The following is a 14,117-nucleotide window of genomic DNA, read 5'->3' as shown; positions in this document are numbered from 1 at the left end:
TAAAGTTAGGATTTCCGAAGAAACCCCTTGTTTTTTCACATATTAGTGCTTATAACAAAACTTGTCGCGCTGCTTCGTTAGTTTAATAAAAAAATAAAGTCCTCTCTTAAACATTATACCATCATTTTACAATTTATCCTGCGAAATATAAACTTTTCTGTTTTTAAAAACCGATGTAGATTGGATGTGCTTTTAGCATATCATTTAGCAGTACGTTTAGTTGAATTACATCTTTCATTGTAGTGCGACTAAATAGGCTACTAATCATATAGCTGAAAATGATGGTATTAGAGCAAGAATATTTTATATATCCATAAGAAATGGACTGCCAATTCATATGCGAATTGATAGTCCATTTATGTTGTATTTTAAAGTTTTGTACCTCTGAAGAGAACCCCTTAGGACTTTATCCAATCTCTTTTATCCACAGTTCCCTTGAATCGACTAACTAAATGATTAACCTCATTCTATTCCCTACTCAAATTAATTGGAAGCCACCAGAAAGCATCACCTGTGTTGTGGTAATCACTTTTTGAAGTTTATGGTTCCGTCTAAATTTCGACCGCCCTTGCACTTTTTATCATCTTCTTCTATTTAAATACACTAGTAATATTATCCAAGTAAAGTCATCTAGAGTTTCACTTAAACCAAAATTAAAATAATGAATTGTTTATCACACCATAACAATTAACGCTTTACTATTAAAAGTCTTCTTTTTCAATGGGATGAGTAGCTTCATAAATAAGCTGTTCAAGTTCTTTGCTATACGTTTCTTCCTGCTCATCAGACCAGTTTAACTCTTTTTTCATAAATTGGGTAACGGAATCTTTATGCTCTCGAACCCAATCAATATCAAAGAAGATAGCTCCTGTCCGTCTAATGAAGAAGTCTACAGGTTTATAAGCACACTCATGATCAATCGCATATCTTAAACTGGCATAAACGACTGGATCAAGATTTCCCACTAGTGCTAATTCTTTTTCATCCTTGTAAGTGTTAAAGACGATATCTACATTTGAACCGTAGCGATAAATAAGTTTTTTAGCCGTTTCTTCTGTTAAGCCAATTTCCTTTGCAGCATCCATTTTATTAATTAAGAATTTTTTAAACCCTTCGGAACCACCAACTTCCCCACCAGAGATAGGTAAGTACTTCGTTTGAGTCTTAGGGAAAACTTTTCCTTCTTCCTCATGAAGTTCCTTTACTACTAAATCAATGATATTTTCTGCCATTTTTCGATAACCTGTTAATTTACCACCCGCAATGGAGATAAACCCTGAATCAGAGACGAATATTTCATCCTTACGCGAAATTTCGGATGGCGACTTTCCATCCTCATGAATTAAAGGTCTAAGTCCAGCCCAGCTTGACTCTACATCCTCTGCCTTAATCTTTACCTCAGGAAATATAAAGTCTATTGCATTTAGGACATAGTCACGATCCTGGACAGTCATCTGAGGATGTGCAATGTCACCTTTGTACACTGTGTCCGTCGTACCAACATAAGTTTTCCCTTCCCTAGGAATTGCAAAGACCATGCGGCGATCAGGAGTATCAAAATAAATAGCCTGTTTTAACGGAAATCTTTTCTCATCAAATACTAAGTGGATTCCTTTCGTTAATTTCAATGATTTACCTTTTTTAGATTTGTCAATTTCCCTTAGTGTATCAACCCATGGGCCAGCAGCATTCACAATTTTCTTAGCTCTTATTTCTTGTACATAGCCATCTACTAAATCTTCTGCGTTTACACCTACCACCTTGCCATTTGAGTACGCTAGATCAATCACCTTCATATAATTAAGAGCGTAGGCACCTTTCTCTACAGCCTTTTTCAATACTTCAAGGGTTAGTCGTGCATCATCTGTTTTATATTCGACATAATAACCTGCACCCTTTATCCCCTCGCGTTTTAATAAAGGCTCACGTTTTAATGCCTCATCTGGATTAAACATTTTTCTTCTTTCATTCTTTTTAACCCCAGCAAGGAAGTCATATACCTTTAAGCCAATATTGGTTGAGAAAGGACCAAACGTTCCTCCTTTATAGAATGGAAGCATCATCCATTCGGGCGTAGTAACATGTGGTCCATTTTCGTACACAATCGCACGTTCTTTACCGACTTCTGCTACGACTCCAATTTCAAATTGTTTTAAATAACGTAATCCACCATGCACAAGTTTTGAGGATCTGCTAGAAGTACCAGCAGCAAAATCCTGCATTTCGACAACTGCCACTTTCAACCCTCTTGTAACGGCATCTAAAGCTATACCCGCACCTGTAATACCTCCACCTATAACTAGGATGTCCAAAGTTTCTTTTTGCAGGTGTTCCTTAATGTCCGATCTTATTAAGTTTGTAAATTGCATAACAATCTGTCCCTCCTTAATCGTACTATTAAATGTTTTAATTAACTTCTAAAGACTCACCAAAGTTCTGTGATTGTTCTATTGTCTACTTGAAATATTCCACAAAAGGTGCCAAGCGATGTTTGTCTACAAATCATTTCAGAAAATAAAAAAAGAGACCACAAATCAACTCTATTTTCCTATACGAAAAAAGTAGAGTGATGTGGTCTCTCGAAATCTCCATCCACGATATTAACTTGTTTATAGTGTATCACGATACTAATAGGATTCAAAGTCTTTTCACTTGGTGCAAAGGCTTTCTATACATGGGTGGAAAAAGTAAAAAGCCCTTACTTTTTCATATTCTTATTTATATTCTCTTGTTGCAGCGACTGCTTTTTTCCATCCATTGTACAGCTCTTCCCGTTTATCTTCAGATAGTTGCTGCGTGAATGTCTGTTGTTTTTGCAACTGCTTGGAAATCTCTTCTTTTTCAGTCCAAAAACCAACCGCTAAACCAGCAAGGAAGGCTGCACCTAATGCAGTTGTTTCATTAACAACCGGACGATCTACTGGAACACCTAATATATCACTCTGGAATTGCATTAAGAAATCGTTTTTTACTGCTCCGCCGTCAACACGAAGCGATTTCAATTCGATTCCAGAATCTGCAACCATTGCCTCCAAAACGTCTCTTGTTTGATAAGCTAAAGATTCAAGTGTTGCACGTATGAAGTGTTCTTTTGTTGTACCACGACTCAGGCCAAATACAGCTCCCCGAGCATCACTGTCCCAATAAGGTGTTCCTAAACCAACAAAGGCAGGAACAACGTACACCCCCTCTGTCGAATCTACTTTAACTGCGTAGTTTTCACTTTCAGGTGCGTTATTGATCATACGTAATCCATCGCGTAACCATTGGATTGCAGATCCAGCTACAAAAACACTTCCTTCTAAGGCATATTCCACTTTTCCATCTACACCCCAAGCCAGAGTAGTAAGTAGCCCATGTTTAGATTTAACGGCTTTTTCACCCGTATTCATTAACATAAAACAACCAGTTCCATAAGTGTTTTTAGCCATTCCTTTTTCAAAGCAAGCCTGACCAAATAAAGCTGCTTGTTGGTCACCAGCTATACCTGAAATTGGAATATTATGACCAAAGAAATGATAATCCACCGTATGTGCATATACTTCAGATGATTGACGTACTTCAGGAAGCATGCTCTTGGGTACTGTTAAAATGTCTAATAGCTCATCGTCCCATTTCAAGTCATAGATATTGAACATGAGCGTCCGAGATGCATTTGAATAATCAGTTACATGGACTTTGCCACCAGATAGCTTGTAAACTAACCACGTATCAATTGTACCGAATAATAAGTCACCGTTCTCAGCTTTTTCTCTAGCCCCCTCCACATTATCAAGGATCCATTTCACTTTTGTACCAGAGAAATAGGGATCTAGGAGTAGGCCTGTTTTTTCGTTAAATAGATCATTGTAACCTTTTTCTCTTAGCTCACGGCAAATATCTTCTGTTTGACGAGACTGCCAGACAATGGCTTTGTAAATTGGTTTTCCAGTGTTTTTATCCCATACTACAGTTGTTTCACGTTGATTTGTAATGCCAATACTTGCTATCTCCTCTGGATCTACATCTGCCTTCCGTAGTACATCAGCGATACAAGCGAGAATCGAAGTCCAAATTTCATTTGCATCATGTTCTACCCAGCCGGGCTGTGGAAAGAACTGCTCGAATTCATGGTTTCCAGTTTCGACGATTTCTCCTTTTTTGTTGAATAAAATAGCACGTGAACTTGTTGTCCCTTGATCAAGAGCTAAAATATATTTTCCCATCGGTATTCCTCCCTTGTCATGGAAATTAATCCATTGAAGCCTTTCTACTTATTCGATACTTATCTTTAGCAGAAATCTAGTTGACCAATAGTTCTATTCCAATGTCCTCTCTGACAGGGAACCATGGCGTATAAAAAAGAGCTCAGGACCTATGTCCCTTGCTCTTTTTTATTTGTTCGAATAACGTACAAGCTATTACAATATTGTATATAGCGCTGTATTTGCAAGTGTAATCATTGTTATTAACAATGTGTTAAGGAATGCTCCTACATAAACGTTTCCTGTCTTTCTAAATAGGTAACGATTAAATATTGCAGCGATTATTAATGCTGGAACTAGACCAATAACAATGATTGAAGAAAGTGATTCTCCAGGGTACCCAGCTGTTCCTGTAATAAACAGGGATCCATAGTGGTAACCGAGGTAAAGAACTAAGCCACCTACAAAGTATAGAATGGATACAATATATCCTTTAATTCCGTTAAACTTAGCAGTATTTATATTTATAGAAATACCTAGTACTAAGAAGTAAATGAATAACATTGGTGCATATTTTAGTAATGCAATCACATGATGACCTTCGAATGTTTTGACAGCAAATGTCCAAAGACGGAAGTCAGTCTTGAATACCGCATCAACTAGATAGAGAACTGCATACCCAATGACAACTGCTATAACTGCTGTTAACAAAGCAGCAATAATTGTTTTTATATTTACTTTTACTCCGTAACTTTCAATTGTTGCGCCTTCAGGTTTCTTAGAAACATAGTGGTAGCAAACCATAATCATTAATGTAACAATTGTTACATTAATTGCCCAAAAGACAATTGGATTAACTGTTGGTGCACCAAATAACTCTGTTGTGGCATGGAGTGTACTTTGTTGTTTTAAATGTATATACTGAATCACACTTAAAATAAGCATACTAAACGAACACGTTTTTAGATTTCGCTCTGAATTTTTCACAAATGAGTAAATCAGAACAATAGCAGAGAAGACAATAAAGATCATACTAACTTGTCTTAATAATCTCATTCCATAAAAATCCGCCCCGTATAATGCAGAGAAAAACAATGCTGGGTACAAGACACCGACTAGGACTAGTAAATAACCTGCTAATCTTGCGCCATTTGTCTTTGGTTCAGGAAGTGCTGTTGGTTTGTTTGTGTAAATATTTTTAAGGAATGGTAATTTCGATAACAGTAAAACAACTGGAATAAAGAGCATGATGAATCCGATAAGTGCTACAAACGAAAACCACTCTTTCAATACCCATGTCTGGCCATCTTCATCTACTGTTACGAGGTTATTATAATCAGCAAATGTCATATCATAAAAATCAATAGCATATCCTGTTGATTCTTTTGAAAAGTGATTCCATGGATGAGTTTCATTAGGTTGATAGATTACCCTTTCTCCACCATTCACTTCATAAATTTCACCAGCGATTGGACTTTCTTGCGCTCCTAAAAATCCTTTCCCTTCTTCTGTGTTAACATAGTCTTTTTTCACAACGGATGCTCCAGCTGCAGCTGCTGCTGCATCAAAGAAGAACTCATCATATTGACCAGCAATTTTCCCGGAAGTTCTTGGACCATATGAATTATTAATTTCTTCATCAGTATATCCTAGTGTCTTCACCCATTGATAATCAGAACCCATTGTAAGCGAACTAAAGATTTTTCTGATTCCACTTTCCTGGAAATCAACTTCATCTAACATAACGGCATGAGTTGAAGAAAATCCACCCATTGAGTGACCAGATACTGCAATAATCCCATTGCCATTTTCATCTTTTAACACGTAATCTTGTTCATACATATATTGAACAGCATCATAGATTGCATGAGGCCAAAATGAGAAAAACGGGATTGGTTTTTCCATTGTTCCTGTTGAATGTCCATGATCATATAGATCCAACGCTAAAACCACATAACCTCTTTTTGACATTTCTATAGCCTGAGCATCCTGCATTTCAGCAGAGTTTAGATAGCCATGTGTTGCTATAATTGTTGGCATCGGTTGTTCATTAGTATTTTCTGGTTTATACAAAAGACCAGAAAGTTCGCCTCTTGGTGTGTCAAAATAAATTCTTGAAACATCAACATCACCACTTGATTCGTTAAATTGAGAAGCAGCTATACTTCCGATCAAAATTATCAGTAAAGCAATCACTAACACTACGACTGGATTCTTTAATCTATTCATAATATCCCCCTTTTAATCTATGAAAAATTTTGTGAAAATAATAATAATAATACATATTAGTTCAACTTAAAACCATTTTAAAAATAGAAAACAGGTTATAGCTTTACATAGTACCTAACAGTTAACACATCGTTTTTTCTCACCCCCATATTTGTTGAGAATAAAAAAAGACCAACATTAAATTTCCTTGGATAAAAATCCAAAGAATTTAATGTGAGTCTCTTGTTCTCGTCACAATTTATTAACTTAAAAGTTAGTATATATTTTTTTGAAAGCGGTGTCAATCTAAATTGAAAACATTTTTCCAACATGTTAATGATGAAAATATTCCATTTTAATACTTTTACGGTATATAAATCAACAGGAAAATTCATAGTAGACAACAAAATTTAACCCGTTATTAGATATCAGTTGTTCCGCTTGGGTACACAAAGAAGATTCAACTATTACCAAAGGTCTTTATTTGAGGTGGTAACCGCAAAAGCACCATTATTCAATGCAGCTTTAACATCCTCTTTCGTCCGGATTAATCCACCAGCAATGACTGGAATTCCTGTTTCATCGTATATTTCTTTCAAAATGTTAGGAATGATACCAGGTAAAACCTCTATGTAATCCGGTTTAATTTTTTTACAAGCTTTTAAATTATGATTAAGTGCATGACTATCCAATGCGAATAAACGTTGAATACTGATTATATTATGTTTTTTTGCAGTAGCAATCACGTTGACTCTTGTTGAGATAATCCCATCCACCTTCACATTGTTGATTAAATATTCGAGTCCATATTCATCAGTTTTTAAACCATGAATGAGATCCGAATGCATTAACACTTTTTTCTTATACTGCTTGGCAAGTTTAACGATACTTTCTACTTGTGAGAGACGAGTCTCTAAAAATATGATGTATTCATGATCTGTTTTCATTACTTTCTCGAAATCCTTCATATGACGAATAGCTGGTATCACACTAGTAAACAAACATACTCACCCCAAAACTCAAATTATTTTACCATAAATTTATTAAACTAAAGACCCTTTCTTGGATCTTCACTTCTCAATTAACCATTTTTTGAAGCTTATATGTCATTCACTCTTCTTCAATATACTTAGAAAGGATGTTCTTCACTTGGTTTAATATAGAATGGAGTTCTGCTACAGAAAGTAGTGGCCGGAGATGAAATAAGAACACCCTTTGAATTTTTATTCAAGTTCAATGGGAATTCTATTCCTCTATCTCGATTCAATTCAATTTATATCCTAAAACATCTATTACTATACAGTCATTTTCCAGCTTGATAATGCTAACCAACGTTCCTGTTCCTTAAAGTTGGGGCTCATTTTACCAACAAGACGCCAGAAGGATCGGTCGTGATTCAGATGGACCATGTGGCACATTTCATGAATGACAACATAGTCAATCACCTCAAGTGGTGCCATTGCCAGCCTCCAATTAAATGTTAACTGCATTTGTGAATCACAGGTTCCCCAGTTTGCTTTACTATCAGTTATACGGATAGAACGTGGTTTTACCTTGAAATCGCTTTGATATTTTTTGATGCTTTTCTCTATTAAAGATTTACAGCGCTGATAATAAAATCGTTTTAAGGCTTGTTTAATTTTTTCGTCCTCTAATTGTTTTACAACTATACATAAGATGCCCTCTTCAAAAACGACATAGTCTTTTTTAATGGTAGTATCTTGAGAAATCTGAATAGGATATGTTTTTCCTAAATAAAGAAAGGTCTCGCCATGATGATAGACCCTCTCTTTTGGTCCAAGCATTCTTTCCTGCATTTCTTTTGATTTTTGTTGAATCTGATCCCAATTTCGCTCTATAAATTGAATCGCTTTTTCTTCAGATGTTCCTTTAGGAGCCTGGACTTCAACATTTCCATAGGCGTCTATAAGAATACCTACGGATGTCCGCTTTTTGTAATTAATCTCAAATTGTATTGTTTCACCTAAGTAAGTATGTATCATTTGATCACCTGCAGTAGCGGTTCATGCGCTAATCCCCTGTATTTTTTCGTTAATCCTTTTAAGAAATTTCAAATGTATTTTATCACGTACATTTCAACATATGGTCCTTGAGAAAGAAATCATGTTTTTTACTTTCTCCTTAATTCGTATACTAAATCATATTTAATATAGGCACCACTTATCTGGCCTTTAATCTAGTAACTATTTTGAGTTAGATTATTGATTCATGACTCTAAGATAAGCTAATTAAGCTATTTACCTGAAGAACATGGTATTTTCCCTTAGATGATGCTTGTAAATCAATTATACTTTATCGAAGAATTACATGGGGCAAATTAAAAGAGCTCCAACCAAATTACAGTTCATACACTAGATGTTCCAACCTACGGCAAAATCCCAATTACGTCAATTACCAAATAGTCCATGGCAGTACGTGTTTTAGACCCCACGGTAAACCGACAATTCTCATTTTCGTCAATTAAACCTTGATTTTGGTGAATGAAAGATGTGTCTGGTTCCTTCAAATAAAAATAGCAGCCGAAGATGCAATTTCGGCCGCTCATGGAATACTTATTATAGTAGTCAATATAAATCAAGAAGTAGTAAATTGACCGCCATTAACATGTAGCGTTTGTCCTGTCACAAAACGTGAGTCATCAGATGCGAGATAGACGAAAGTTGGAGCGACTTCAAATGGCTGCCCTTGTCGCTCCATTGGATTCTCTACTTGTGTGACCGTATCGGCAGAAAAACTAGAAGGGATAAGTGGGGTCCATATTCTACCCGGAGCAATAGCATTTACACGAATACCCTTCCCTACTAAATTATGAGCCAAAGCACGAGTAAAGCCAAGATTCGCGCCTTTGGTTGCGGTATAATCGATTAATTGTGGATGACCCATATAGGTCACAATGGAAGATGTATTAATGATGGAGCTACCTGGTTTTAATTGTGGAATTGCTGCTCGGGTTGTATAGAAATGCGAATAAATATTTACTTTGAATGTATCATCGAACTGCTCGTCTGTAATATCAAGCAAGCTTAATTGCTGAAACTGGATACCTACATGGTTACAAAGGACATGAAGATAACCAAATGTTTGGATGGTTAATTCCACAATATTAATACATTGTTGTTTTTCTCTCAAATCACCTGGCAACAGTAAACAACGTTGACCTATTTCTTCAATTCGTGTTTTGGTTCGGTTTGCATCCTCATGTTCATCTAAATAAGAAATCGCGACGTCCGCACCTTCTTTTGCAAAAGCAATTGCTGCAGCCGCACCCATACCACTGTCCCCCCCTGTGATGAGCGCAACCTTTCCTATTAATTTTCCACTTCCTTTATAATTCGGATTTTCTATAATTGGTCGAGGAAACATTAATTTTTCTACACCTGGTTGGCGGAGTTGACGTTGTTCGGGCACTGTAATTGGGACGTCTTGGTAACGTGTAATTCTTCCGTAATTAGGATGCATCGGATAATTTTGATCCGGTGGTAACTCAGAATTAGTTTCGTAATCTTTTGACACAGCAATCCTCCTAAATACAATAGTCGGGTTACTTTATGCCTCAAGTGACACTAAAATGATTTTATTAACCAAACGAATCATAATTTCAAAGTGTTTCCAATACGATAACAGGAGTAAGAATTTTTAAGGGGGCTAACATTTTGCATAACTACACATTTAGCGAAGAAGCAGAATTATTGTTGGTCAATCACTCCGGTGAAAAAGTAAATGTTTTATATAACTCTAACCCGTACTCTTTTCAATTACCTAAAGTTGGGGAAAGACCTCCCTATTACTGGAATCCACGGTATGAACCGTATTACCCAATTATCTAGTATCTGGTTATCTATATGATTTCAAGATAACGTCTGACATTCGTGCTATACCGGCAATTCCCTTCTAAAATCCCCAAAAATAAGACACCACTTATCTGACTGAAGCAGATCGATGGTGTCTATTAATGCTTAGTCAGTGTTTAGAAAATTCATGTTCGTTCAACGTTCGTTGTACAGTATTTTTCATACTCATACAGAAGACACCTCCAATCACGCTAACAGATTGGAGGTGTCTTCTTGTTTATACCAATAGAAGTAAGCAATCAAATTTACTTTTATCCCATGGACGCTCCACTAAATGGAATTCATCCCAATGTTAATTTCTAGTCAATTGTTTGATTTGTTTAGAATTGGTTTCAACAAAAGATAGTGAATCGGATTCAAAGTATACTTTGTACCATACTAAGAACATGAAAATTGTCCAAACTTTTCTTCCATTATTCTTCTTACCTTGATAATGCTCTTCAAGAAGTCCCACTATTTTAGCTTGATTGAAAAATATCGATGCAGCATTTCCTGTGAAATATTGCTTGATTTCCTGATAGTATTTATCCGTTCGGATCCAATGACGAATTGGTACAGGAAAACCGATTTTTTTACGGTTCGCTGATTTTTTAGGTAGGGCTCTACCAGCAGCCAATCGAAAAGCATATTTTGTGTTAATATGATTCACTCGATATTTGGAAGGAATCTTGGAAGCAGTTTCCATTACTTCCTTATCTAAGAATGGAACACGTAATTCAATTGAATGAGCCATGCTCATTTTGTCAGCTTTTAATAGAATATCATCAACAAGCCAATGGTGGAGATCAAGATATTGCATCTTGGTCACATCATCTTCATGCTTAACTTGATCATAAATTGGTTTAACAATTTCTTTCACTTTTAAAGATTTGCTATAGTCTGAATTAACTATGCCTGTTGCCTCTTCTTCAGAAAATATGTTTGCTTGCCCAATAAACCAATCCTCTACGGGAAGTCCACCCTTAATTAAGAAGTTTTTCCCTTTCATTTCTGGCATCCACTTTGCAACTACACCCAAAGGTTTTCTAATAAGTCGTGAGATTTTTTTATATTTTTTCAATGCCGGAGCCGTTTTATAATCATCATAACCACCGAAAAGCTCATCTGCACCTTCGCCTGACAGGACAACAGTAACATGTTTGCTAGCCAGTTCAGCCAGGAAATAAAGTGGTACAATGGAAGGATTTGAATGTGGTTCATCCATCATATATTGAATCTCAGGCAGCTTGCTAAAACAGGTATCCGCATCCAAGATTTCACTAATATTTTGGATACCCAATTCATTTGACAGTTCTTTGGCATTATCAATTTCAGAAAAGTTTTCATCACTGAAACCAACTGTAAATGTTTTGTCCGGTTTCACAAGGGCGGCTACATAACTAGAGTCAACACCACTTGATAGGAATGACCCTAGTTTCACATCACTTATTTGATGGGCAACAACAGAATCTCGAACAACATCATCGATTTCATCAACCAGTTCTTCCAATGGTTGATTACTTGGCTCAAATTTCGGAGACCAGTATCGTTTTATTTCAACATGACCTTTCTCGAGAGTCATGTAATGCGCTGCAGGTAATTTAAATACCCCCTTAAAAAATGTTTCATTCATAACGGGATATTGAAAAGTCAAATATGGTTTCAATGCATTTTCATTAAATTCCTTTAGAAAATGAGGGTGCGGGATCAAACTTTTGATTTCTGAGCCAAATAAAAGCGTTCCATTCATTTGAGCATAATAGAACGGTTTAATGCCAAACATATCGCGTGCCGCAAAAAGTTTTTTCTCACTGCGGTCCCAGATGACAAAAGCAAACATACCACGTAGTTTCCCTACCAAATCTGTTCCATATTCTTCGTATCCATGTATAAGCACTTCACTATCGGTATGGGTCTTGAAGACATGTCCCTGTGCAACCAAAACTTCTCTGAGTTCAATAAAATTATAAATTTCACCATTGAAAATTAAAACAATAGATTCATCTTCATTATATATAGGTTGGCTCCCTGCTTCTAAATCAATAATACTTAATCTGCGGAAACCAAGAGCAACTCCATCTTCAACAAACTCTCCAGAAGAATCAGGTCCTCGATGGACTATTGCGTCCATCATTTCTTTTAACACATCAAACTCATTATCTGTATTTCCAATAAAACCTGTAAATCCACACATCTCCTAGTCCCCTTTCAACATTAACTATCTAAACTCTATTGTCATATATTATAATTGTAATTTTAGTTTCCTTTTTTAATAAACTGTCTTTCCAATAATACCATAAATGGGTTTAGTTATATTAGATTGCTATGCTATTTGTTTTCTCCATGTTAGAATAATTTGTATTATATTTCCAACTTTTTTATATTTCATGATCTATTAGACATCGATACTCACCATACTAGAATCATTTCTTTGTTCGGCAATGTATCACCGTCTATCCACATGAAAGTTAGACGTATATAGTAGTTGGGTTGTTACAAAGTTTATGAAAGGTTTAAAAGATGATAGCTATAGCTCCCCTGTAATACATTTAACTTTCTTCAAACGTATTCTAAATCTCTACTTATGGTATTAGTGCCCAAATACTGAATTCATGTCGACTATTGGTCTTGGTTTTACTTAAATAATACAATGATTTTATCTATTCGAATGACGAAACCCACATGATACCATATTAATAAGCAACAAACCTTGGGATGGATCCCTACCGCTAAGCAAATTTCGATTAATCTTACTTGGACAATTTAAACCCGCATAATTTCTCATATCGTCTGAATAAACAAAGCGGAAGACATCTGAGTTTTTTTAAAAAGGGAGTTGCACACTTGGAGATGTAACAATGATTTTTAGCAATAATATAGAAAAAAGCACATCATTTTTTTACATTGATGTGCTTTCCTATAATCTTCTAAAACATAATTATTTTTGAATAAACATTTGTGTCCAGTAATTACCGTCCTGAACATATCCTACTCCAATATGTGTAAAGTTTCTGCTAAGGATATTGGCTTTATGACCTTCACTGTTCATCCATGCTTGCACTACCTCAGCTGCGTTTCTTTGACCTTGCGCAATGTTTTCTCCAGCAGATCTATACGTAATGCCAAAATTTTTCATCATTGTAAACGGTGAACCATATGTTGGACTTGTATGGCTGAAATATTTCTTGTCACGCATATCTTGAGACTTAAATTCTGCTACTCTTGCAAGCTCCCAATCATTCTTCAAAGCTGGAAGTCCAGCATTTGCTCTTTCAACATTTACGAGTCTAGTTACTTCTTGCTCTACACTAGCTTGTTCTTTTGTAGGAACATTAATCATTTGTCCAGGGTAAATAAGATTTGGATTAGCGAGTTGTGGGTTTGAATCGATCAATTCCTGAACTCCCGTTTGTGTTTTAACAGCAATTCTCCAAAGTGAATCTCCTGATATTACTTTATATGAACTATCCGCCATAGCGTTAATTGGAAATAATACAGATATAGATATAATAGAAGCAATAGTAACTTTACCTAATTTTTTCAACATCTAATCAATCCCTTCTGTTTGTTATATCTTCATAGTAAATAGTTTTGTTAAATTAATCACTACTAAATATATGGAAGGATTCTTACAATTTCATTACATCTGAAATGATTAACTTGAGATTACTAGAGATACAACGTTTCTTAATACGAAATATAGTTATAATTTTGAAATATTAATGTAACAGGGAATTATTACTATGAAAAAATTGAGCTATATGGGCTTTATATTACTTAATTCATTGACCAATACCCCTTCCAAACGGAATAAATGATACAAGAAAAACCGGGAAAAGTGTTCCCGGTCCTTTAAGAAAGTACAAACCTACTG

General features: G+C 35.7%; 9 protein-coding genes. 1 reads left to right on the top strand and 8 read right to left on the bottom strand.

Features of this window, described 5'->3' with window-relative positions; all coding sequences use genetic code 11:
• Window positions 1-701: 701 nt before the first annotated feature.
• The 6 genes from B371_RS0107190 to B371_RS0107165 form a co-directional block, all read right to left on the bottom strand.
• On the bottom strand, window positions 702-2,369 hold the full coding sequence (locus B371_RS0107190) for a glycerol-3-phosphate dehydrogenase/oxidase (protein WP_019413629.1): 1,668 nt from the start codon (window positions 2,367-2,369) through the stop codon (window positions 702-704).
• A gap of 345 nt (window positions 2,370-2,714) precedes the next feature.
• Window positions 2,715-4,205 (bottom strand): glycerol kinase GlpK, encoded by a 1,491-nt coding sequence (gene glpK / locus B371_RS0107185; RefSeq protein ID WP_019413628.1) that lies wholly within the window; start codon window positions 4,203-4,205, stop codon window positions 2,715-2,717.
• Between the two features lie 195 nt (window positions 4,206-4,400).
• A complete protein-coding gene (locus tag B371_RS0107180) occupies window positions 4,401-6,413 on the bottom strand; it encodes an alpha/beta fold hydrolase (protein WP_019413627.1) in 2,013 nt (670 codons plus the stop codon).
• A gap of 446 nt (window positions 6,414-6,859) precedes the next feature.
• Window positions 6,860-7,393, bottom strand: coding sequence for a glycerol-3-phosphate responsive antiterminator (locus B371_RS0107175; protein ID WP_019413626.1), 534 nt, complete (start codon window positions 7,391-7,393; stop codon window positions 6,860-6,862).
• Between the two features lie 294 nt (window positions 7,394-7,687).
• Complete coding sequence (locus B371_RS0107170) at window positions 7,688-8,395, bottom strand: M48 family metallopeptidase (RefSeq protein WP_019413625.1); 708 nt, start codon at window positions 8,393-8,395, stop codon at window positions 7,688-7,690.
• Between the two features lie 592 nt (window positions 8,396-8,987).
• Window positions 8,988-9,872 carry an SDR family oxidoreductase gene (locus B371_RS0107165; protein WP_026022991.1) on the bottom strand — a complete coding sequence of 295 codons (885 nt, stop codon included), beginning with the start codon at window positions 9,870-9,872 and terminating at the stop codon, window positions 8,988-8,990.
• Between the two features lie 194 nt (window positions 9,873-10,066).
• Between B371_RS0107165 and B371_RS23745 the strand changes: the two genes are divergently transcribed.
• Entirely contained in the window at window positions 10,067-10,240 is a 174-nt protein-coding gene (locus tag B371_RS23745; RefSeq protein ID WP_019413623.1) for a hypothetical protein, read from the top strand.
• Between the two features lie 316 nt (window positions 10,241-10,556).
• Here B371_RS23745 and asnB read toward each other — a convergent pair whose 3' ends face one another.
• Window positions 10,557-12,437: an asparagine synthase (glutamine-hydrolyzing) gene (asnB, locus tag B371_RS0107150; protein ID WP_019413621.1), complete on the bottom strand. Its 1,881-nt coding sequence runs from the start codon at window positions 12,435-12,437 to the stop codon at window positions 10,557-10,559.
• A 744-nt stretch (window positions 12,438-13,181) separates the two neighbouring features.
• Window positions 13,182-13,790, bottom strand: a complete 609-nt coding sequence (gene safA, locus B371_RS0107145; RefSeq protein WP_019413620.1) for a SafA/ExsA family spore coat assembly protein — start codon at window positions 13,788-13,790, stop codon at window positions 13,182-13,184.
• Window positions 13,791-14,117: the final 327 nt, after the last annotated feature.

Origin of the sequence: Paenisporosarcina sp. TG20 (assembly GCF_000286315.1) — a bacterium.
GTDB lineage: Bacteria > Bacillota > Bacilli > Bacillales_A > Planococcaceae > Paenisporosarcina.
This window is presented reverse-complemented; position numbering and strand designations above follow the sequence as displayed.

What these genes read in the sequence shown, in the direction of transcription:
- asnB (WP_019413621.1), bottom strand. Translation starts at nt 12,437, where the DNA reads ATGTGTGGATTTACAGGTTTTATTGGAAATACAGATAATGAGTTTGAT.
- B371_RS0107165 (WP_026022991.1), bottom strand. Translation starts at nt 9,872, where the DNA reads ATGCATCCTAATTACGGAAGAATTACACGTTACCAAGACGTCCCAATT.
- B371_RS0107190 (WP_019413629.1), bottom strand. Translation starts at nt 2,369, where the DNA reads ATGCAATTTACAAACTTAATAAGATCGGACATTAAGGAACACCTGCAA.
- safA (WP_019413620.1), bottom strand. Translation starts at nt 13,790, where the DNA reads ATGTTGAAAAAATTAGGTAAAGTTACTATTGCTTCTATTATATCTATA.
- B371_RS0107170 (WP_019413625.1), bottom strand. Translation starts at nt 8,395, where the DNA reads ATGATACATACTTACTTAGGTGAAACAATACAATTTGAGATTAATTAC.
- B371_RS0107180 (WP_019413627.1), bottom strand. Translation starts at nt 6,413, where the DNA reads ATGAATAGATTAAAGAATCCAGTCGTAGTGTTAGTGATTGCTTTACTG.
- glpK (WP_019413628.1), bottom strand. Translation starts at nt 4,205, where the DNA reads ATGGGAAAATATATTTTAGCTCTTGATCAAGGGACAACAAGTTCACGT.